The sequence below is a fragment of the Giesbergeria sp. genome, from assembly GCF_028686475.1.
Taxonomy (GTDB): domain Bacteria; phylum Pseudomonadota; class Gammaproteobacteria; order Burkholderiales; family Burkholderiaceae_C; genus Simplicispira.
On the sequence record NZ_JAQUCA010000004.1, the window covers coordinates 69706 to 90908 of the forward strand.

A 21203-nucleotide genomic window follows, 5' to 3' on the forward strand; every position below is an offset into this window, starting at 1 on the left:
CACAGGTATTGATAAATTATTGGGTAGTGGTCAACACAACGGCAACTGAATCCGCAACACCGCCTCTACTTCAGGCAAGCGCGCGCGCACGGCCTCTTCCCGCTCTAGCGCGCGCTCGCGCTGCGCTGCTGCCCACACCGGGGCCGGGAAATGGCTGTCCCAATCAAAGCGGGCAATCACATGCCAGTGCAGGTGCGGCACCATATTGCCCAAGGCCGCCAAATTGATTTTGGTCGGCTGCAACTGTTGGCGCAAAGTGCGCTCCACCGTCGTCACCACCTCTAGGCAATGCAGGCGCTCAAAGGTGGACAAATCGGACAGTTCGGGCAGGTGCGAGGCCCAAACCACCCGGTAAAAGGCCGGAAAACCCGGCTCGTCGGCGCGAATCACGCGCAAACGCTCATTGCGCCAAACCACCGTACCACCATCTTGGCTACACAGCGCACAGCCGGGCTGAATCACTGGGGGCCGCGCGGGCGGCACGGCGGACATGGCGCGTTCAGTCATACTAAAACTCTTTCTATACCGCCCTGATTGGCTTTGGCCACATACTCGGGCAACCAGTTTTCGCCCAGCACTTCGCGGGCCATTTCAATGACGATGTAATCGGCTTCGAGCAGGCCATTTTGCAGGTCATCGCCATAACGGGTTAGACCTTGCAGACAGCTGGGGCAGCTGGTCAGGATTTTGACATTGTCTTGCGCGCCCACGGCACCGCTGGCGCGCAGTGCAGTTTCGCCCTTGCGGATTTCCTCTTCCTTACGAAAGCGCACTTGGGTCGAAACATCCGGGCGCGTGACACCCAACGTGCCCGATTCACCACAGCAACGCTCGCTTTTCAGCACCTGTGGCCCCACCAGGGCTTTCACGGTTTTGAGCGAGTCTTGCAGCTTCATCGGGTTGTGGCAGGGTTCGTGGTAAAGGTACGCGCCCTTGCCTTGCAGGGTGATGCCCTTTTCTAACAGATATTCATGAATGTCGATGATGCGGCAGCCGGGAAATATCTGTTCAAACTCGTATTTTTGTAACTGGTCGTAGCAAGTGCCGCAACTGACCACCACGGTTTTGATGTCCAGATAGTTGAGCGTGTTGGCCACGCGGTGGAACAGCACCCGGTTGTCGGTGATCATCTTTTCGGCCTTGTCAAACTGGCCGCTGCCGCGCTGGGGGTAGCCGCAGCACAGGTAGCCCGGCGGCAGCACGGTTTGCACCCCGGCGTGCCAGAGCATGGCTTGGGTGGCTAAGCCCACTTGACTGAACAGGCGCTCAGAACCGCAACCCGGAAAGTAGAACACTGCCTCGGTCTCCGAGGTGGTGACCTTGGGGTTGCGGATGATGGGCACGTAATCTTTGTTTTCGATGTCGAGCAGCGCACGGGCAGTCTGTTTGGGCAGGCCGCCGGGCAGCTTTTTGTTCACAAAATGAATCACCTGCTCTTTAATGGGTGCCGTGCCCACAGTGGCCGGGGGTTTGGCGGTTTGCTTGCGCCCCACCTTCCGCAGCATGTCCACCGCCATACGCTGGGCTTTGAAGCCCACATCCACCATGCCTTTGCGTAATAGCTTGATGGTGTCAGGGTTGGTGGCGTTGAGCATGGTCATGGCCAGCGCATTGCCGGGGCGGAAGCTCTTTTTGCCCATTTTGCGTAACAAGTTACGCATGTTCATGGTCACATCGCCAAAGTCAATTTTGACTGGGCAGGGGCTTTCGCAGCGGTGGCAGACGGTGCAATGGTCGGCCACGTCTTCAAACTCTTGCCAGTGGCGGATAGAGATGCCCCGGCGGGTTTGTTCTTCGTACAAAAAGGCTTCTACCAGCAACGAAGTGGCAAGGATTTTGTTGCGTGGGCTATACAGCAGGTTGGCGCGTGGCACATGGGTGCTGCACACCGGCTTGCACTTGCCGCAGCGCAGGCAGTCTTTGACCGAATCGGCAATCGCGCCAATGTCGCTTTGCTGCATGATGAGCGACTCATGCCCCATCAGGCCAAAGCTGGGGGTGTAGGCGTGCGTCAAATCCGAGAAGGCCACGCGCTCGCTCAGGGCTTCGCCGTTGGTGGGGGCTGCTGCTGGTTGGTCTTGCGGCCGCAATAGCTTGCCTTTGTTAAAGCGCCCTTGGGGGTCCACCTTGGCCTTGTATTGGGCAAACGGTTGCAGTTCTTTCTCGGTCAAAAACTCCAGCTTGGTGATGCCAATACCGTGTTCGCCCGAAATCACCCCATCCAAGCTACGCGCCAGCACCATGATGCGCTCGACCGCACCGTGGGCCGCTTGCAGCATTTCATAGTCGTCGCTGTTCACAGGCAAGTTGGTATGCACGTTGCCATCGCCTGCGTGCATGTGCAAGGCGACCCAAACGCGGCCCTTGAGTACGCGCTGGTGGATGGCATTGCATTCGGCCAAAATCGGCAAAAAGGCTACGCCGGTAAAGATGTCTTGCAAGCGGGCGCGAATTTGGGTTTTCCAACTGGCGCGCAAGCGGTGGTCTTGCAGTTGCGGGAACAGGGTTTCCACGTCCAGCAGCCAACCTTGCCACAGGTCGCGCACCTCGGCCAGCACCTGCAAGGCTTGGGCCACGCGGTCTTCCAGCATCTCGGCAGCGGGGATTTCGCTGGTTTCGTCGTGCTTGCCCAGCGGCAGGTGGCCGCGCACAAAGAAGGCTTCGAGTTCGTCCACCAGCTTGAGCTTGTTACGCAAGCTCAGTTCAATGTTGATGCGCTCGATGCCATCGGTGTATTCGGCCATGCGCGGCAGTGGAATCACCACGTCTTCGTTGATCTTGAAGGCGTTGGTATGGCGGCTGATGGCGGCAGTGCGCTTGCGGTCGGCCCAGAACTTTTTACGTGCTTCGGGGCTGATGGCAATAAAACCTTCGCCACTGCGCGAGTTGGCAATGCGTACCACTTCGCTGGTGATACGCGCCACATCGTCGGCATTGTCCCCGGCAATGTCGCCAAACAGCACCATTTTGGGCAGGCCACCGTGCTTTTTGCTCTTGGTGGTGTAACCCACGGCCTTGAGGTAGCGGTCATCCAAATGCTCTAAACCGGCCAGCAGCACGCCCGAGCGTTTTTGCTCGGCAAACATAAAGTCTTTGATTTCGACAATGCTGGGCACGGCATCTTTGGCATTGCCAAAGAACTCTAAGCAGACGGTGCGGGTGTGTTCGGGCATCCGATGCACCACCCAGCGCGCGCTGGTAATCAAGCCATCGCAGCCTTCTTTTTGGATACCCGGCAGGCCGCTCAGGAACTTGTCGGTTACGTCTTTACCCAGCCCTTCTTTGCGGAAGGTTTTGCCCGGAATGTCCAGCCGCTCGGTACGGATGAAGGTTTTGCCATCGGCTTCGTAGTAGTTCAGCTCAAAGCTAGCGACTTCGGCATCGTGGATTTTGCCCAAATTGTGGTCCAGACGTACCACTTCCAACCATTGGGCATCGGGCGTAACCATGCGCCAGCTGGCCAAGTTGTCCAGTGCCGTGCCCCACAGCACGGCCTTTTTGCCACCGGCGTTCATGGCGATGTTGCCGCCAATGCACGAGGCTTCGGCGCTGGTCGGGTCTACCGCAAACACAAAACCAGCCCGTTCAGCCGCATCGGCCACGCGCTGTGTTACGACACCGGCTTCTGTCCAGATGGTGCCCACCTCGCGCTCGATGCCGGGCAGCTTGCGCATCTCGACCTCGGTCATGGCTTCGAGCTTTTCGGTGTTAATGACCACGCTCTTCCACGTTAAAGGAATCGCGCCGCCGGTGTAGCCGGTGCCGCCCCCGCGTGGGATGATGGTCATGCCCAAATCAATGCAGCCTTTGACCAGCGCGGCCATTTCGGCCTCGGTGTCGGGGGTGAGTACCACAAACGGGTATTCGACACGCCAGTCGGTGGCATCGGTGACGTGGCTAACGCGGCTGAGGGCATCAAACTTGATATTGTCTTTGGCCGTCAGGCGGCCTAGCGTGCGCCGGGTTTGGCGACGCAACTCGGCCACTTGGTCAAACGCGCCATCAAAGCGGCGAATGGCGCTACCGGCCCGCTCCAGCAGTTCGCCCACCAGCGCATCACGCGCGGCATCGTCTTGCGGCTTGCGGCGCTTTTGCACTTCGCCCAAGCGGTGCTGCAAGGCTTGCACCAGCAGTTTGCGCCGGTCCGGGTTGTCTAGCAAATCGTCTTGCAGATAAGGGTTGCGCTGCACCACCCAGACATCGCCCAGCACTTCGTAGAGCATCCGGGCAGAACGGCCCGTGTGGCGCTCTTCGCGCAGTTGTTGTAACACCTCCCAGGCGCGTGCGCCCAACAGGCGAATCACAATTTCGCGGTCAGAGAAGCTGGTGTAGTTGTACGGAATCTCGCGCAAGCGCACGGGTTCGGGGGACTGCGCCATCAGGGCGGTCAACGCGGTCGGAGCATTCATAAAACGAAACCTTAAAGAGGCGGCGCACCCAGCCAAGCCGGGAAATCGCAAAAGGGGATTTTAGAAGCGCAAGACACCATTGTTCGTGTCAGGGGCAAGACGGGGCCAAACTGCATCCATCAACAGATGCGCGGCAGGGCTTCGGCGGACAGCCAATCCACCATGCGCCGCCCACCCATGCGCGTGTGCATTTGTACAAAACAACGCTCATCGGCAATCACTTCGCCGATGCGGCAGGCTTCACGCCCCAAGGGGTGGGCAATTTCATTCAGCGTGGCCGATAGGCCACCGCGCGTCGGGTCGCGCAGCACATGCACGCCGGGGGCGGCATCGAGCAAATCGGACACCAAACCATGCAGCGCGGCGCTATCGGAAACGATGGGTGCGTCAAAGCTCAGGCCCTCGCGCACCGACATAATCGCCATGCCGTGGTCGCCCAAGGGGCCAGAGAGCAACACCACATCACCCGCTTGGGCATAAGCGCCCGAGACCTCTACGCCATCACGCAACACCCCGACGCCGGTGGTGGTGATAAAAATACCATCGACCTTGCCGCGCTCTACTACTTTGGTGTCGCCCGTGACAATCGGCACACCCGCTGCGCGCGCTGCCTCGGCCATCGACTGCACCACGCGCGCCAAATCGGCCAAAGGCAGCCCTTCTTCCAAGATGAAGCTGGCGGCCAAATACAAAGGCTGTGCGCCCAGCATTGCCACATCGTTAATCGTGCCATGCACCGACAGGGAGCCAATATCGCCCCCCGGAAAGAACAAGGGCGAGACCACATGGGCATCGGTGGCTATGACCAAGCGCCCCGTGCAGGCAGGCAGCCGGGCCGCATCATCGCCTTGGGCTAAAAATTCATTGTGCAACGCACGGGCAAACAGCTGCTCAATCAATTGCGCCATCGCCCTACCGCCAGCGCCGTGCGAGAGGTCAATGTGGCCGTGAACAACATCCAAGGGGGCAGAGGCAAAAGGCTTCATAGAGATTTTTCTTGCAGAATGGAGCTTGCAATTTTTTTCAGCTACATCATGCACTCAGTGTCTGGGCAACTTTCTTTTATGCGTCGTATTTTGTCAGGGCTGTTGGTTTTATGCACTTGCACCGGATGCGCCGTGGTCACAGTGGCCGGGGCAGCGGTTTCGGTGGCCACCACGGCGGTGGGTGTCGGGGTGGCGGTAGTAGGCACCGCTGTGGATGTGGGAGCGGCGGGGGTCAAAGCGGTGGTAGGCAGTGATGATAAAGATTGAAATCAACCATTTTTATGCAAAAATATTTTATCGGCAACCGATATTTTTCGGAGTGGATTTTGCTGCTGGGTGGTTTATTGTTAATCATAGGAATCATAGGATTCAATTTTCACCAAGATTATGTTGATATCAATGTCCGCGAACGAGACCGATTGGCCACCCATGCGCGCGTACTCAACAAAAGCCTTGGTAATGATTTAGAAGTCATCGACAAAGTTTTGCTAGGTATTCGCAAAGATTTACCAGACTGGCATAGCCAAGAGGGGGGAATGTCCCAAGCCAGCTATCGCCTGCGTGCCTTTACCGATGCCATGCCCAGCTTACGCACTATTTTGGTACTGGATGCCACTGGCAATAGCATCGCCGCCAACCGGCCAGAATTATTGGGGCAAAATTTTAGTTACCGGGCCTATTTTAAGACAGCCAGCGCCCACCCTGACCCCAACATTCTTTACATGGCAGCCCCTTTTCGGACCGTGTTGGGGGTTTGGACGATGAATGTAACACGTGTCATGGTAGGCCCCCAAGGGCAATTTTCAGGGGTGATTGTGGCCAGTTTAGACCCCGAAGACCTGCGCGATCAATTAAGTGCCGTGTTGTACCACAAAGATATGTGGGCAGCGATTGCACACGGTGATGGTCTGCAAGTGGTGATGGAGCCTCACCGTCCGGGCCAAGAGGGTATCAATTTGGCCCAGCCCGGTTCTTTTTTTTCACGCCATATGGCAAGTGGCCAAATAGCACAGGTGCTAGAAGGCACAGCGACCGCAACAGGCGAACACCGCTTAATGGCTTTGCACACCATCCGCCACCCGCATGTGCCTATGGACAAACCCTTGGTGATTGCCGTCGGACGCAATATCGAGGCGCTTTATACACACTGGTACCAACAGCTTTGGTTGACCGGAGGATTATTGCTTTTGTTGGTCGGTAGTTCTGTACTAACGCTGGCCTATGTGCAACAGCGCCGTCGGGGTGCTGACGTACTCAAGCAACAGGCAGATGCTGCATTGGCGCGCAGTGAGCATTTTATGCGCTCCCTTATCAATATCATTCCGGGCATGGTAGGCTATTGGAATAAAAACTTGCAATGCACTTTTGCCAACCATGCTTATTTAGAATGGTTTGGCAAAACGCAAGAGCAAATGCAGGGTATTTATATCCACGAGTTAATGGGCCAAGAGCTTTTTCTGCAAAATGAGCCTTATATTCGCGCAGCGCTGGCCGGAGAACGCCAAAGTTTTGAGCGCACCTTAATCAAAGTCGATGGCAGCACAGGGTATGTGTGGGCACATTATATCCCCGATTGGATGGATGGACAGGTGCAGGGATTTTTTGTTTTGGTTTCTGACATTACTGATTTAAAAAAATCCGACTCTGATTTACAAGAAAATCGTCGTTTCTTACAAAATTTGATTGAACACAGTGGCACCTTAATTTTTGCAAAAGATACAGAAGGCCATTATGTGTTGGTCAATTGTATGTTTGAGCAATTTACGGGCTTAGGGCGCGAGCAGGTGCTAGGCCGTACCGATTTTGAAATTTACCCAAAAGAGACTGCCACTGCGTTGCGCGACAATGACACAGCCGTCATGGAATCCATCCAAACCAAACGCTATGAAGAAGTGGTAGGGACGCACCATTTTTTAACCACCAAATTCCCGCTGTTGGATAGTTCTGGTAAAGTGACTGGGGTTTGCGGTATTTCTGCGGACATTACAGAACAGAAAAAAATACAAGAAAAAATAGAATGGCTGGCCAACACCGATGCCCTGACAGGCTTGGCCAACCGGCGACATTTTCACGAATTGGCCGACATCGAAATTTCACGCGCCAAGCGTTTCGGCCATGATTTGGCCGTTTTGATGCTCGACATTGACAATTTTAAATCTATCAACGATACCTATGGGCATGGCGTGGGCGACCAAGTCATTGCCTATTTAGGCGAAGTGTGTCGCAAAGGCTTGCGTGATATAGATATTGCTGGGCGCTTGGGCGGCGAAGAATTTGCTATTTTGTTGCCCGCCACTTCTGCAATGAGCGCACAAGAAGTAGCAGAGCGTCTGCGCGCTGGCATTGCAGCGCATTCTATGGCCTTGCCTGAAAATGTGATGCTTCGTTTTACCGTATCCATTGGCTGCGCCCACAGCACACAGGCTCCATTGCAGATAGAATCGCTGTTAAAACTAGCCGATCAGCATTTATACCAAGCCAAAAATTCTGGCCGAAATTGTGTCGTGGCTTAAAATAGGTGCGCCACCTTGCAACAGTTTATTTGATTGATTTTTTGAGGAGAAAATAATGGGCCGCAATAGCTTTCAATGGGATGATCCATTTTTAATCGACCAGCAACTGAGCGACGAAGAGCGCATGGTACGCAATGCAGCAGCCGATTATTGCCAAACCAAGTTGGCCCCGCGTGTGCTAGAGGCATTTCGCCACGAAAAAATGGAAACCCGTATTTTTCGAGAAATGGGTGAATTGGGCCTGTTAGGCCCCACCATTGCCGAGCAATACGGTGGCCCCGGCCTGAATTATGTCAGCTATGGCCTGATTGCACGCGAAATTGAGCGCATTGATTCGGGCTACCGCTCTATGGCCAGCGTACAAAGCTCTTTGGTGATGGTGCCGATTGAAAAATTTGGTACCGAAGCACAAAAGCAAAAATACCTGCCCAAACTGGCCAGTGGTGAATATATCGGTTGCTTTGGCCTGACCGAATCCGACCACGGCTCCGACCCCGGTAATATGGCAACGCGCGCGCACAAGGTAACAGGTGGCTACCAACTCAGTGGGGCCAAAACATGGATTACCAACAGCCCGGTGGCCGATGTATTGGTGGTTTGGGCCAAAGAAGTTTCTGCCTCCGGTGCGGTGGGGCCGATTCGTGGCTTTATTTTAGAAAAGGGCTGGCAAGGTTTATCTGCCCCCATTATCCACGGCAAAGTAGGCTTGCGTACTTCTATCACCGGCGAAATCGTCATGGATGCGGTGTTTGTGCCCGAAGAAAATGCCTTCCCTGAAGTACAGGGCCTGAAAGGGCCATTTTCTTGCCTGAACAGCGCCCGTTTTGGCATTGCCTGGGGCGCGTTGGGTGCGGCAGAATTTTGTTGGCACACCGCACGCCAATACACCTTAGAGCGCCAACAGTTTGGTCGCCCTTTGGCCGCCAACCAATTGGTGCAAAAAAAGTTAGCCGATATGCAAACCGAAATTGCCTTGGGCTTGCAAGCCTGCTTGCGCGTAGGCCGCCTGAAAGACGAAGGCCAAAACGTGGTCGAGATTACGTCCCTCATCAAGCGCAACAGTTGCGGCAAAGCGCTGGATGTAGCGCGCATGGCGCGCGATATGCTAGGTGGTAACGGCATCAGCGATGCCTTTGGCGTGGCGCGCCACTTGGTGAATTTGGAAGTCGTCAACACCTACGAAGGCACACACGACATCCACGCCCTGATTTTGGGCCGCGCCCAAACCGGCATTGCCGCTTTTGCCAATTAAGACCGCCCGTCTGCATTTTTGCGCCTGACAGAGACGATACAATCGAATTTCGGGTGCGTGGCTTTTGTTCTGCAAAAGTCCACGCTAAACAGGAAGCTGGTGACGCTGCACAGTGCAGCTATTCCGGCGCAGCCCCCGCTGCTGTAAGCCAGACGACTCCGCTCATGCCACTGTGTCACAAGACATGGGAAGGCGCGGACGAGGATGATGGTAAGCCAGAAGACCGGCCCGAAAAATGTCAGCACCATTCCCCGGGGTGACGGGAAAACTGCCTGCAACCGCACTCCGGCTCCACCGGGGTGCTTGCGTGCTTTTTTTCGCTCCCGCATGGTGTTCTTATGAACCATTCGACGGGAGGATTCGAATGCACATCATGGAAGGCTTTCTTCCACTGGAGCACGCGCTGGGCTGGTCTATCGCCTCTGCGCCTTTCTTGGCCTATGGCCTGTATGCCGTGCGCCGAGATGTTCAGCAGCACCCTGAGCGGCGCATGTTGCTGGGCGTGGCGGCGGCTTTCAGTTTTCTGCTTTCGGCGCTCAAGTTGCCCTCGGTCACGGGCAGTTGCTCCCACCCTACGGGCGTGGGCCTCGGCGCGCTGCTGTTTGGCCCTTGGGTCATGGTGCCGATTGCCTTTGTGGTGTTGTTATTCCAAGCCCTGCTGTTGGCGCATGGGGGGGTGACCACGCTGGGGGCCAATCTGTTTGCGATGGGCATCGTCGGGCCATTCTGTGCCTATGTGGTGTTTCGGCTGGCTAAAGCATTGGGCTTGCCCTTGGTGGCAGGGGTGTTTTTGGCCGCTTGTTTGGGGGATTTGTCCACCTACCTGACGACTTCGGTGCAGTTGGCTTGGGCCTTTCCTGATTCGGTGGGCGGCTTTAGCGGTTCTTTGACCAAGTTTGGCGGGATTTTTGCCTTGACCCAAATCCCCTTGGCCATCAGTGAAGGTTTGCTCACCGTGCTGGTGATGAACGCCTTGCAGCGCTTTAACCAAGAGGAGATGCGCGACATGCACCTGCTCCAACCCGCCAAGGCCCGCGCATGAAAAAGTCTAACTGGCTGCTGGCGGTGGCGGTGTTGTTGCTGACCGTCTTTCCGCTGTGGTGGGTGGCCGCGCCTGCCCAAGGCACTGAGGCTTTTGGCGGTGCCGATGCCCAAGCACAAAATTTAATCCAGACCATTGCGCCGCATTACCAAGCGTGGTTTAAGCCCTTGCTGGAGCCTGCCAGTGGCGAGATTGCCTCGCTGCTGTTTGCCTTGCAGGCCGCTTTGGGCGCTGGGGTGATGGGGTACTGGTTGGGGGCGTCCGTCACGCGGGAGAAGCTGCGCCAAGCCCCAGCCCCAGCGAATGCACCAACGGATGCACCATCTACACAGGCTGCTGGCCGTGTGGATTGAACAAGCGGCCTACCACAACCACTGGAGCCACGTCACCCCCCGCGCCAAGGCGATTTTTGCCTTGGCCGCGTTGGGTGCTGCCTATGTGGCGCAAACGCCTAGCGCTGCGCTGGGCGTGGCCTTGGTGGGTGTGCTGGTGGTGTGGCGTGGGGCCGGGGTACCTTGGCGCTGCTATCTGCGGGTGGCGGCGGGGCCACTGGGGTTTTTGCTGTTGTCGGGGGCTTCGCTGCTGGTGTCGGTGGCGTGGGAGCCGGGGGGAACGCTGGCTTGGCAGCTTGCGCCCCATGCGCTGTCGGATGTGGCGATGGTGACGGCCCGTTCGGTGGCAGCGCTGTCGGCGTTGTTGACGCTGGTATTGACGACGCCATTGGCCCACCTGATGGCGTTGCTGCGCCAGCTCAGGCTGCCAGAAATTTTGCTTGATTTGATGGTGCTGTGCTATCGGCTGATTTTTGTGTTCTCTGAATCGTGCCACGACACGCTGGCCGCTCAAACGGCCCGACTGGGTTTTAGTAGCTATGGGCGCTCTATGCGCTCACTGGGGCTGCTGGTGGGCAGTTTGGCGGCACAGGTGGCGCTGCGGGCGCGTGGTTTGCAGTGGGCCGCTGATGCCCGCTGTAGCGATGGCAATTTGCGCTTTCTCACGCCCCATTTTGCCCATACCCGCCGCGATACTGCCATCGGCGTGCTGGCTGGGTTAGGGCTGTTGCTGTTAGGGAGGTACTTGCCATGAGCGTGTTGTTTGAACTACGCGATGTGGCGCACCAATATCCTGATGGCCGCTCTGGCCTGCAAGCATGTTCGATGAGCCTGCGCCGTGCTGGTCGCCATGCCATTTTGGGGCCGAATGGCTCCGGCAAGACCACCTTGCTGCAACACCTCAACGGCTTGTTGCGTCCGGTAGCTGGGGCAGTTTATTTTGATGGTGCCGGTATCGACTACGGACGGCGGGGTTTGCAGGCCGTGCGCCAGCAGGTGGGCATGGTGTTTCAGAACCCAGATCGGCAATTGTTCTCGGCCCATGTCTATGAGGATGTGTCGTTTGGCCCGCTCAATTTGGGGCTGGACGAGGCCACGGTGCGCCAGCGCGTAGCGCAAGCGCTGGAGGCCGTGGACATGGCCGCCCACGCCGATAGGCCGGTGCATGAACTCAGCTTCGGCCAGAAAAAACGGGTGTGTATTGCCGGGGTGCTGGCGATGCAGCCCCGCGCCTTGCTGCTCGATGAGCCAATGGCCGGGCTGGATATGCCCATGCAGACTGAACTGGCAGCGTTGCTTGATCGCCTCCATGCCCAAGGCGTCACGGTGGTGCTGTCTTCGCACGATATGGATTTTGCCTACCGCTGGGCTGACGATATCCACCTCATGGCCGCAGGCCGCTGCGTCGGCTCGTTTGCGGCCACGGCGCTGGCACAAAACACCGATGCGCTGGCTGCTGCCGCCCAACCCTTGCCCACCGCCATGCGTTTGCACACCGCTCTTGCTGGGCGGGGCGTGTTGCCAGCACACCCGCTCCCCCGCAGCGTGGAGGACGTGCTGGCAGCACTGCCTCCCTCTGGCCTCGGCCATACCTCCACCCCATTGACTGTTGCATCCCCGATTGCAGGAAAGTTGGCCCCATGAGCCGTTCATCTTTAGGAAAAATTTGGTTTGTCGGGGCTGGCCCCGGCGACCCAGAACTCATTACCGTGAAGGGCCGCAACCTGCTGGCCCAAGCTGGTGCGGTGCTGTTTGCCGGCTCCTTGGTAGACCAAGCGGCTACCCAATACGCCCCACCCGGTTGCCTGATTCGCGATTCCAAGGACATGACCTTGGAAGAAATGACCGCATGGCTGATGGAGCAAGCACAGCAGCACCCCACCGTGGTGCGGCTGCAAACCGGCGATCCGGGCCTGTATGGCGCGTTGATCGAAATGACCCGCCCTTTGAGTGCGGCGGGCATTGAGTGGGCGGTGGTGCCGGGCGTGTCGTCGGCGATGGCGGCGATGGCGGCAGCGGGTGAATCCATGACCCTGCCCGAAGTGACGCAAAGCGTGATTCTCACGCGCGTAGAGGGCCGCACCCCGATGCCGCCCGGAGAGGATTTGGCCGCACTGGCCGCCCATCGCACCACGCTGTGCATTTTTCTGTCGATCACGCTGTTGCACAAGGTGCAGGCCGGGCTGCGCGCCGCAGGCTGGCCTGAGGATGCGCCGATGCTGGTAGTACACAAAGCCAGTTGGCCCAATGAAGAAAAGATCGTGCGCGGCACGCTGGCCGACATCCGCCAGCGTTGCCGTGAGGCGGGCATTGTCAGCCAAGCCATGATTGTCGCCAGCCCCACTTTGGGCGCGCGCGACTGGGAAACGCTGGCCCGCTCCAAGCTCTACGACCCCGCATTTACCCACCGTTTTCGCAAGGCCACCGCATGAACACCACTGACACTATCCTCCTCGTGGGCCACGGCTCGCGCGAGGCATCGGGCAACCAAGAAATTTTGGCCTTCGCCGCGCAATGGCGTGTGCGTCGCCCCGACTGGCGCATCGAAGTCTGCTTTATTGAGTTTGCACCGCCCTCTCTGCACGATGGCCTACTGGCTGCCGCCCAAGGGGCGCGGCGGGTGCTGGTGTTGCCGCTGATTCTCAATGCAGCTGGGCATGTGAAAATGGAAATCCCCGAAGCGATTGAACACGCCCGCGCCCATGCGCCACAGGTGGAGTTTTTGTACGCCCCCCACCTGAGCGCCTGCGACCCGATTCTGAGTATTTTGAAGCGCCGTCTGCGCCAAGCCATGAGCGCCCTCGATATGCCCGACCCCACCACCACCGGCGTGGTGCTGCTGGGGCGTGGCTCTTCGGACCGCGCCGCCAATGGCGATATGGCGAAGATGGCGCGCTGGTTGCAAGAGGCGGGCGACCACGAAATAGTGGATTTGGCCTTTACTGGCATCACCTTTCCGCGCTTGGAGCGCGTGGTGCAGCGCCAAGCACTGATTGGCATGAAACAAATCGTGGTGTTGCCCTACTACCTGTATACCGGCACGCTGATGCAGCGCATCCACCGCCAAGTGGAACACCTGCGCCAACAGTATCCGCAACTGCGTTTTGTCTGTGGTACCCATTTTGGCTTGGAGCCAGAAATTTTTGCCCTGCTAGAGCAACGGGTGACCGACTTGCAAGCAGGCACCCCAGAAAGCAAGATGGCCTGCGATGGTTGCAGTTTCCGCGAAATTGCCCACGACATGGGCCACGGCCATTCGCATGAACACACCCATGCCGCGCCTGCCGTGGTGCAACTGCATGGCACATTGGAAGGAGCCTTGGCATGAGCAGCGTCAACACCGTGACCGAACAGCTCACCCGCGCTGGGCAAGTGATTGAACACGACAGCTTTGCCATCATTGATGCCGAAGTTGGCCCCCATGCCTACACCGAAGCACAGTGGCCGATTGTGCGCCGCATGATTCATGCGAATGCCGATTTTGACTTCAATGGCCTGACGGATTTTCACCCGCAAGCCGTGGCTGCTGGTGTGGCAGCGATGCTGCGCGGTGGCACGCCGGTGGTGGCCGATGTCGAGATGATTTGCTCTGGGTTGTCAGCACCGCGACTGGCCCACTTTGGCATGAAAACCCACCAGTTCATCAGCGATGCCGATGTCATTGCCCAAGCCCAAGCGGAAAACACCACCCGCGCCGTGCAGGCCATGCGTAAAGCCCATCGCCAAGGCTTGCTGCAAGGGGCCATCGTCGGCATTGGCAATGCGCCTACCGCCTTGATCGAACTGGCGCGGCTGATCCAAGAAGAAGGCGTGCGCCCAGCGTTGGTGGTCGGGATGCCGGTGGGGTTTGTGGCAGCGGCGGAGTCGAAAGACCTGATCGCGCTGCAAAACGAGGTGCCTTGGATGGTGATTCGGGGCCGCAAAGGTGGCTCTACCTTGGTGGTGGCTGCCTTGCACGCGCTGCTGGCGCTGGCGGAAGCGCAGCAAAAGGCGCAACTAGCCGTGCACGCATAAGGGTTTGGTGATGGAAAAAAGTACCCCGCGCGGTACGCGCACCGGCTTTACCACCGGAGCTTGCTCGGCGGCAGCAGCCCGTGCTGCTGTGGTGGGCCTCCTCAGCGGTGAGGTGCCTACGGAAATAGAAAGCCTGCTGCCCAATGGCCACCGTGTTCGGTTTGCTGTGCAAGAAGGCCGCTGTGACGCGCACAGCGCCCATGCCGTGGTGGTCAAGTTTGCGGGCGATGACCCCGATTGCACCGATGGTGCCCACCTGACCGTCGATGTACGCCTGTTGTCCAACCAGCCCGGTAGCGTTGTTTATTGCGCTGGCGCGGGCGTCGGCACCGTGACCATGCCGGGGTTGGGGTTGGAAGTGGGTGGCCCGGCCATCAACCCGGTGCCCCGGCAAAACATCCTCGACAATCTGCGCGAAGCTGCCCCCGGCCTGCTGGCCGAACAGGGCTTGGAAGTCACCATCAGCGTGCCCGGTGGTGAGCAAATGGCTAAAAAAACCACCAATGCCCGCTTAGGCATTTTGGGCGGCATCAGCATTTTGGGTACCACGGGCATCGTCAAGCCCTACTCAACCGCCGCATGGCGGGCCAGTGTGGTGCAAGGTGTTCGGGTGGCGGCCACGCTGGGGCACGGCATGGTAGCCCTGACCACCGGCGGGCGCACCGAGAGCTTTGCCATGACCGAACTGCGCCGCGAACAGCCCGGTTTGCCTGCGGCTTGCTTCATCCAAATGGGTGACTTTTTGCGCTACGCCTTGGATGAAGTGGTGGCGCAAGGCATACCGCTGGTGGTGTTGGGGGTGATGGTGGGCAAACTGACCAAAATGGCCCAAGGCGAGACCATTACCCACGCCAACCGCGCCGAAGTCGATACCGATTTGGTGGCCCGCATTGCCCGCCAAGTGGGTGCCAACGAGGCCGACTGCCAAGCCATTGCCCAAGCCGAAACCGCCCGTTTTGGTGCTGAACTGATGGTCGAGCGCGGCTTGGGCGAGCCATTTCACCGCGCACTGGCGCAAAGCGCCATCAATACCCTGACCGCCTCTGGGCGCTACGGCAACGCCTTTCAGTTGCGCGTGCTGGTGTGTGATTTTTCTGGCAACAAGGTGGCCGATGTGCTGTGTGCCCCTGCCGCTTCGACTTTGGATACCTGATGGAACCCCGCGACAAAGACCCCAACCCCTGCCGCGTGATTGGCGTACTCGATGATGGTATCGCCAGCCTAAACCCTACGGCACTGGCCCACCTGCGTACAGCCGATGTCGTGATTGGTGGCAGCCGTACCTTGGCGCTGCTGGCGCAAGAATTCAAGCCCGGCGCTGTGCTGCACGACTTGACCGGCCAACTGCGTGCCGTGCCAGACTGGGTGCGTAGCGCGCGCCAAGCCCACCAGAGCAGTGTAGTGTTGGCCACGGGCGACCCCCTCTGCCACGGTATTGCACCGTTTTTGGCGCAACATTTGTGTGTACACGCCCTCGATATTTTGCCCAATCTCTCCACCCTGCAATTAGCCTGCGCCCGCATCGGGCTGGCATGGCAGGATGCGCGCATTGTCTCGGTGCATAGCCAAGATGCCGGGGAATGGGTGCGTGGCAGCACCCCTGCACATGGCCTGTACGCACTGGCGCAGGCTTTGCGCGCCCACCAACGCCTGCTGCTGCTCACCAGCCCGGCCAACAGCCCGGATCGCATCGCCCGCTTGCTGCTGGCCGAAGGCTTGGGCGAAGAATTTCAGATGGCCGTGGCCGAAAACCTGCTGCAACCCACCGAGCGGGTGTTGGCCGAGTTATCGCCAGAGGATGCGGCCCAGATGCAGTTTGCCCCGCTCAATGTGGTGCTGTTGTGGCGCACCCGGTTACAGCCGGAGCCAGTGCGTTTTGGGCTAGAAGATGCGGCCTACCAACAACGCCAACCCGACAAAGGCTTGATTACCAAGCAGGAAGTGCGCGCCGTCAGTTTGGCGCGGCTGCAACTGCGCGCTGATAGTGTGGTGTGGGACATCGGTGCCGGGTCAGGCTCGGTCGGGTTGGAAGCCGCGCGGCTGTGCCCACACGGCCATGTCTATGCCATCGAGAAAAACGAGGCCGACCACGCCATTGCCGGGCGCAACCATGCCGCCTTCGCCGTGAGCAACTACAGCCTGCACTGGGGCAAAGCCCCGCAAGGCTTAGAGCATTGGCCCGACCCCGACGCGGTGTTTATCGGTGGCTCGGGTGGCGAGTTGGCCGAACTCATCGCCTTGGTGCTGCGCCGCCTGCGCCCCAGCGGGCGCTTGGTGATGAACTTTGTCACGCTGGAAAACCTGGGTACCGCCATCCACACGCTGGAATCTGCGGCCAATGTGGTGTGGGATGTTCTGCAATTGCAGGCCGCCCGCAGCAAACCGATTTTGCAGATGCACCGCATGGCGGCAGAAAACCCGGTCTGGCTGGTGTGCGCGCAAGCACAGGCTACATCTCAGGAGGTCCATCATGGTTGAAACTTTGACCACGGGCCGAGGCACCTTGTGGGGCATCTCGCTCGGTCCCGGCGATCCGGGCCTCATCACCCGTGCGGCTTGGGCCGCTTTGCAACGCCGTGACACCATCTGGGTCTATCCGGCCCGCAGCGGCAAAACTCCCAGTTACGCGCTCGATATTGTGCAGCGGGCAGAACTGGCCCTACCGGCTGAACATGCACAACTACTGTTCCCCATGACCCACGATGCCGAAAAACTGGGCCGCGCTTGGCTCAAGGCGGCGCAAACGGTGCTGCCTTGGCTGCAAGCCGGGCGGGATGTGTTGTTTTTGGTCGAGGGCGACGCCAGCACCTACGCTACCTTCGGCCATTTGGCGCGCACGGTACGCAGCTTGGATGAGCAGGTGCCGGTGCAGGTGGTGGCGGGTGTCAACTCGTTCACGGCGGCTTGTGCCGAAGTCGGCCAGCCTTTTGCCGAGCAAGACGATACCGTGGCCATCGTGCCTGCCGCCTATGGCATTGCGTCCGTGAATCGCTTACTGCCCGACTTTGACACGCTGGTGCTGATGAAAATCAAACCCCTGCTGGACGAGCTATTGGACTGGCTAGAGCGCAAAGAACTATTGGCCGGTGCCCACTTTATTGAGCGCGTCGGGGCATTGGACGAGCGCCGCCTCTCTGGCACCGAGCTACTGGCCCTGCGCGGCAGCAAGGTCAGTTATTTGTCATTGTTGATCGTAAAAAACCCGCACCGGATTCGCGGCGAGCGCATCAAAGGTTGCCTGAAAAAAACCTCCCCGGAGTTGCCCGCATGAGCCATGAGACTTCTACGCAGGTGGTGCTGTCTGCCCCCGCCAAAGCGCAGCCCCGCATTGGCATCGTTGCCATTACCAAACATGGGACCGCACTGGCGGCGCAGTTGGCACAAGAGCTGCCCGAAGCCCATATTTGCACCGCCAGCAAGTTCGCCGCTGCCTTTGCCCACCTGTCCCAGCCGGTGCATTGCTACGAAGGTGCTTTGCGCGATGAAATAGCGCGCTTGTTTGCCGAGTACGACCAGATCGTGTTTTTTGTCTCGCTGGGGGCCGTGGTGCGCCTGATCGCGCCGCACCTGAAAAGCAAGGACGAAGACCCCGGCATCACCGTGGTGGATGATGCGGGCCAGTTTGTCATTCCGGTGTTGTCGGGCCATGTGGGCGGTGCCAATGCCATGAGTGAGCGTGTGGCTGACCTGATGGGCGCTACCGCCGTGCTCACCACAGCGTCGGATGTGGGCAAAACCATTCCGGTGGATATTCTGGGTCGCCATTTGGGCTGGCGCGTCGAAGCTCCCAAAATCAACATCACCCGCGTTTCGGCCCATGTGGTCAATGGCGAACCGATTGCCGTGGTGCAAGAGGCAGGCCGCCGCGATTGGTGGACGCGCCCGACGCCGCTGCCCGCCCATATCGAACTGTTAGAGCGTTTTGACCAAGTACGCCCCGAACACCACCGCGCTGTATTGTGGATTACCCATGCCGCTATTGCCCCGGCGCAATGGCAACAATGGGCCGAGCGGCTGGTGGTGTACCGCCCTCCCACCGAGGCCACACCATGAGCCAGCCCACGGCATCGGCCCTGGTGTTGGGCTTAGGCTGTGACCGGGGCACGGCTTTTGCCACCCTGCAAGAGGCAGTAAGCCAAGCGCTGCACCAAATAGGCGCTCAAGTGGGCGATGTGGTGGCCTTGGCCAGCATTGACCTCAAAGCCGATGAACCTTGTCTGCACGCTTTAGCGCAGCAATGGGGCTGCCCTGTCTATTTCTACCCCGCCGCTGTGCTGGCCCCGGTGCCGGTGCCCAACCCCAGTGCCACGGTGTTGCGCTACACCGGCACGCCCTCGGTCAGTGAGGCCGCCGCCCTGCTGGCCGCAGGCACGGCGGGCCAGCCTGCCCCGATCCACGCCTTGCTGCTTGAGAAACACAAATGGCGCGGTGCCGATGGCAAGAATGCCACAGTATCTATCGCCCGCCTGCCCCCTTCTATGTTGCCCTCCATGCCCCCAGAAAGCCACTCCAGCATGACCACCCCCACACAGGAAACCACCACAGCCCCCACCACGGCAGGCAAAATCATGCTGGTGGGCATTGGCCCCGGCAGCGCCGCCCACATGACGGCCCGCGCCCGCCAAGCCATCATTGAGGCCGATACAGTGATTGGCTATGTCACCTACATCAAGCTGGTGGCCGATTTGCTCGATGGCAAAGAAGTCATCCGCAAAAGCATGACCGAAGAGCTAGACCGGGCCGTGACTGCACTGGAAGCCGCCCGCCAAGGCAAAAAGGTAGCATTGATTTCTTCGGGTGATGCAGGCGTGTATGGCATGGCTGGCCCGACCTACGAGGTGCTGTTTCAAGCCGGTTGGACGCCCGATGATCCCGTACAGGTAGAAATCATTCCGGGGGCTTCGGCGCTCAACAGTTGCGCTGCGCTGGTGGGTGCCCCGCTGACGCACGATTTTTGCGCCATCTCGTTGTCCGATTTGCTCACGCCGTGGCCCACCATTGCCCGGCGGCTGGATGCCGTGGCAATGGCCGATTTTGTCGTGGCACTCTACAACCCCAAAAGTGGCCGCCGCACCCGGCAGATTGTCGAGGCCCAGCGCCTGTTTTTGCGCCACCGCCGCCCCGATACCCCGGTGGCCATCGTGAAAAGTGCCTACCGCCGCCGCGAGAGCATTATCTTTACTACGCTAGACCAAATGGCCGAGGCCGATATTGGTATGTTAAGCACCGTGCTGATTGGCAACAGCAACACCGTTGTGCGCCACGGTTTGATGGTGACGCCGCGCGGCTATGCCAACAAGTACGATTTGGAGCAAAACGGCGAAACCCGCGAGGGCGAAAAACGGGGCCGTTCGTTGTCCACCGGGCTACTGGGCTGGCTAGAGACTTTGCAGGCGCAATATGCCGAAGGCACCGACATTGAGACCTTGGCGCAACAATACCGACTCCCTGCCGACTATATTCGCGCCACTTTGTTGGAGCCAATTTCTGAGCTTGCCAGCACCAATAGCGCAGAGGAAGAAGCATGAGCACTGAGAGCGTAGAGAAACCCAAAATCGGTGACTACCGCCGCCACCTGCTGGTGTGTACCGGCCCGCGCTGCACCCAAGATGGCGCAGCGCAGGCCCTGTTTGATAGCTTGGGCGACAAATTCAAGGCCGCCGGGCTGGACAAGGGCGATTTGCGCGTCAAGCGCAGCCGGGTGAATTGTTTTGCGGCCTGCAAAGGTGGCCCGGTGATGTGCGTGCAGCCCGATGGTACGTGGTACTACAACGTCACGTCCGAGAACATGGAGCGCATCATTGCCGACCATCTGGTGGGTGGGCAGCCGGTGCAGGAACTCGTTTTTCATCAGGGGCCAGCGGCATGATGCCCGTGCTGTCAGAACAAGCGCCGGGCACGGTATCGCTGGTGGGGGCTGGACCGGGCGATTTAGAACTGCTCACGCTGCGCGCTTGGCGGCGCTTGCAACAGGCCGAGGTGGTGGTTTATGACAACTTGGTTGGCCCCGGTATTGTCGATTTGGTACCCGCGCAAGCGCAGCGCATCTATGTGGGTAAATCCGCTGGCAACCACACCCTCGCCCAAGAAGACATTTGCCAGTTGCTGGTCGATTTGGCCCGGCAGAGTTTGCGCGTGGTGCGGCTCAAGGGCGGCGATCCGTTTGTTTTTGGCCGGGGTGGCGAAGAAATGGACGTATTGTTGCAACAGCAGATTCCCGTCGAAATCGTGCCCGGCATCACCGCTGCCTTGGGGGCTGGGGCCAGTTTTGGCTTTCCGCTCACGCACCGCGACCATGCGCAAAGCTGCATCTTTGTCACCGGGCACCTCAAAGACCACACGGTCGATTTGAACTGGCAAACGCTGGCACAGCCGCACCAAACGGTGGTCATTTATATGGGGGTCACGGCATTAGCCACCATTGCGCGAGAGCTACAAGCCGCCGGGCTGGCCGCCAGCACCCCAGCTGCGCTGATCTACAAAGCCACTTGGCCACAACAGGCCATTTACACCACCACCGTGGCCGAGTTGGACGCCACCGCCCAACGCCATAGCATCAAGCCACCCACCTTGTTGGTGATAGGTACGGTGGTGTCCATGCACAGTAGCTGCTCACACAGCAAACAGCCCCCACGATACCCGTAATAATTACGGG

20 protein-coding genes, 1 pseudogene and 1 riboswitch are annotated in these 21203 nt (G+C 58.9%); of the genes and pseudogenes, 18 read left to right on the forward strand and 3 right to left on the reverse strand.

Going from position 1 to position 21203, the window contains the following annotated elements; all coding sequences use genetic code 11:
• Nucleotides 1–30: 30 nt before the first annotated feature.
• The 3 genes from PHX60_RS03815 to hypE all read right to left on the reverse strand — a co-directional run bounded on the left by PHX60_RS03815 (nucleotide 31) and on the right by hypE (nucleotide 5395).
• On the reverse strand, nucleotides 31–507 hold the full coding sequence (locus PHX60_RS03815) for an HIT family protein (RefSeq protein ID WP_300074931.1): 477 nt from the start codon (nucleotides 505–507) through the stop codon (nucleotides 31–33).
• Nucleotides 504–4409, reverse strand: a complete 3906-nt coding sequence (locus PHX60_RS03820) for an FAD/FMN-binding oxidoreductase (protein WP_300074934.1) — start codon at nucleotides 4407–4409, stop codon at nucleotides 504–506. Before PHX60_RS03820 ends, PHX60_RS03815 begins: the two co-directional genes overlap by 4 nt.
• Before the next feature lie 119 nt (nucleotides 4410–4528).
• Complete coding sequence (gene hypE, locus PHX60_RS03825; protein WP_300074937.1) at nucleotides 4529–5395, reverse strand: hydrogenase expression/formation protein HypE; 867 nt, start codon at nucleotides 5393–5395, stop codon at nucleotides 4529–4531.
• 78 nt (nucleotides 5396–5473) lie between these two features.
• Here hypE and PHX60_RS03830 point away from each other — a divergent pair, with 78 nt between their 5' ends.
• The 18 genes and pseudogenes from PHX60_RS03830 to cobA all read left to right on the forward strand — a co-directional run bounded on the left by PHX60_RS03830 (nucleotide 5474) and on the right by cobA (nucleotide 21193).
• Nucleotides 5474–5662: a hypothetical protein gene (locus tag PHX60_RS03830; RefSeq protein ID WP_300074940.1), complete on the forward strand. Its 189-nt coding sequence runs from the start codon at nucleotides 5474–5476 to the stop codon at nucleotides 5660–5662.
• A 14-nt stretch (nucleotides 5663–5676) separates the two neighbouring features.
• A complete protein-coding gene (locus PHX60_RS03835) occupies nucleotides 5677–7908 on the forward strand; it encodes a diguanylate cyclase (protein ID WP_300074943.1) in 2232 nt (743 codons plus the stop codon).
• Between the two features lie 55 nt (nucleotides 7909–7963).
• A complete protein-coding gene (locus tag PHX60_RS03840) occupies nucleotides 7964–9160 on the forward strand; it encodes an acyl-CoA dehydrogenase (RefSeq protein ID WP_300074946.1) in 1197 nt (398 codons plus the stop codon).
• Between the two features lie 34 nt (nucleotides 9161–9194).
• A riboswitch (cobalamin riboswitch) is annotated at nucleotides 9195–9407 on the forward strand.
• 117 nt (nucleotides 9408–9524) lie between these two features.
• Nucleotides 9525–10202, forward strand: a complete 678-nt coding sequence (locus PHX60_RS03845; protein ID WP_300074949.1) for an energy-coupling factor ABC transporter permease — start codon at nucleotides 9525–9527, stop codon at nucleotides 10200–10202.
• Nucleotides 10199–10555, forward strand: coding sequence for an energy-coupling factor ABC transporter substrate-binding protein (locus PHX60_RS03850; RefSeq protein WP_300074952.1), 357 nt, complete (start codon nucleotides 10199–10201; stop codon nucleotides 10553–10555). The genes PHX60_RS03845 and PHX60_RS03850 overlap by 4 nt, the downstream gene beginning before the upstream one ends.
• Entirely contained in the window at nucleotides 10518–11288 is a 771-nt protein-coding gene (cbiQ, locus tag PHX60_RS03855) for a cobalt ECF transporter T component CbiQ (RefSeq protein ID WP_300074955.1), read from the forward strand. Before PHX60_RS03850 ends, cbiQ begins: the two co-directional genes overlap by 38 nt.
• Nucleotides 11285–12178 (forward strand): ABC transporter ATP-binding protein, encoded by an 894-nt coding sequence (locus PHX60_RS03860; RefSeq protein ID WP_300074958.1) that lies wholly within the window; start codon nucleotides 11285–11287, stop codon nucleotides 12176–12178. Before cbiQ ends, PHX60_RS03860 begins: the two co-directional genes overlap by 4 nt.
• Nucleotides 12175–12966, forward strand: coding sequence for a precorrin-4 C(11)-methyltransferase (gene cobM / locus PHX60_RS03865; RefSeq protein WP_300074961.1), 792 nt, complete (start codon nucleotides 12175–12177; stop codon nucleotides 12964–12966). Before PHX60_RS03860 ends, cobM begins: the two co-directional genes overlap by 4 nt.
• Nucleotides 12963–13862, forward strand: coding sequence for a sirohydrochlorin chelatase (locus PHX60_RS03870; RefSeq protein ID WP_300074964.1), 900 nt, complete (start codon nucleotides 12963–12965; stop codon nucleotides 13860–13862). Before cobM ends, PHX60_RS03870 begins: the two co-directional genes overlap by 4 nt.
• On the forward strand, nucleotides 13859–14548 hold the full coding sequence (locus tag PHX60_RS03875) for a precorrin-8X methylmutase (protein ID WP_300074967.1): 690 nt from the start codon (nucleotides 13859–13861) through the stop codon (nucleotides 14546–14548). Before PHX60_RS03870 ends, PHX60_RS03875 begins: the two co-directional genes overlap by 4 nt.
• 10 nt (nucleotides 14549–14558) lie before the next feature.
• Nucleotides 14559–15701, forward strand: a complete 1143-nt coding sequence (locus PHX60_RS03880) for a cobalt-precorrin-5B (C(1))-methyltransferase (RefSeq protein ID WP_300074970.1) — start codon at nucleotides 14559–14561, stop codon at nucleotides 15699–15701.
• The gene (gene cbiE, locus PHX60_RS03885; RefSeq protein WP_300074972.1) at nucleotides 15701–17026 is read left to right on the forward strand and encodes a precorrin-6y C5,15-methyltransferase (decarboxylating) subunit CbiE; all 1326 of its coding nucleotides are present in this window, start codon (nucleotides 15701–15703) and stop codon (nucleotides 17024–17026) included. The genes PHX60_RS03880 and cbiE overlap by 1 nt, the downstream gene beginning before the upstream one ends.
• Nucleotides 17019–17819: a precorrin-2 C(20)-methyltransferase gene (gene cobI / locus PHX60_RS03890; protein ID WP_300074975.1), complete on the forward strand. Its 801-nt coding sequence runs from the start codon at nucleotides 17019–17021 to the stop codon at nucleotides 17817–17819. The genes cbiE and cobI overlap by 8 nt, the downstream gene beginning before the upstream one ends.
• A complete protein-coding gene (locus PHX60_RS03895) occupies nucleotides 17816–18601 on the forward strand; it encodes a cobalamin biosynthesis central domain-containing protein (RefSeq protein ID WP_300074977.1) in 786 nt (261 codons plus the stop codon). The genes cobI and PHX60_RS03895 overlap by 4 nt, the downstream gene beginning before the upstream one ends.
• Nucleotides 18598–18999, forward strand: a pseudogene (locus PHX60_RS03900) (cobalamin biosynthesis protein); the annotation flags it as partial. The gene PHX60_RS03895 and the pseudogene PHX60_RS03900, both read left to right, overlap by 4 nt.
• A gap of 63 nt (nucleotides 19000–19062) precedes the next feature.
• Nucleotides 19063–20076, forward strand: coding sequence for a precorrin-3B C(17)-methyltransferase (gene cobJ / locus PHX60_RS03905; RefSeq protein WP_300075249.1), 1014 nt, complete (start codon nucleotides 19063–19065; stop codon nucleotides 20074–20076).
• Entirely contained in the window at nucleotides 20073–20417 is a 345-nt protein-coding gene (locus PHX60_RS03910) for an NAD(P)H-dependent oxidoreductase subunit E (protein ID WP_300074979.1), read from the forward strand. The genes cobJ and PHX60_RS03910 overlap by 4 nt, the downstream gene beginning before the upstream one ends.
• Nucleotides 20414–21193 carry a uroporphyrinogen-III C-methyltransferase gene (cobA, locus tag PHX60_RS03915; RefSeq protein ID WP_300074981.1) on the forward strand — a complete coding sequence of 260 codons (780 nt, stop codon included), beginning with the start codon at nucleotides 20414–20416 and terminating at the stop codon, nucleotides 21191–21193. Before PHX60_RS03910 ends, cobA begins: the two co-directional genes overlap by 4 nt.
• Nucleotides 21194–21203 lie beyond the last annotated feature (10 nt).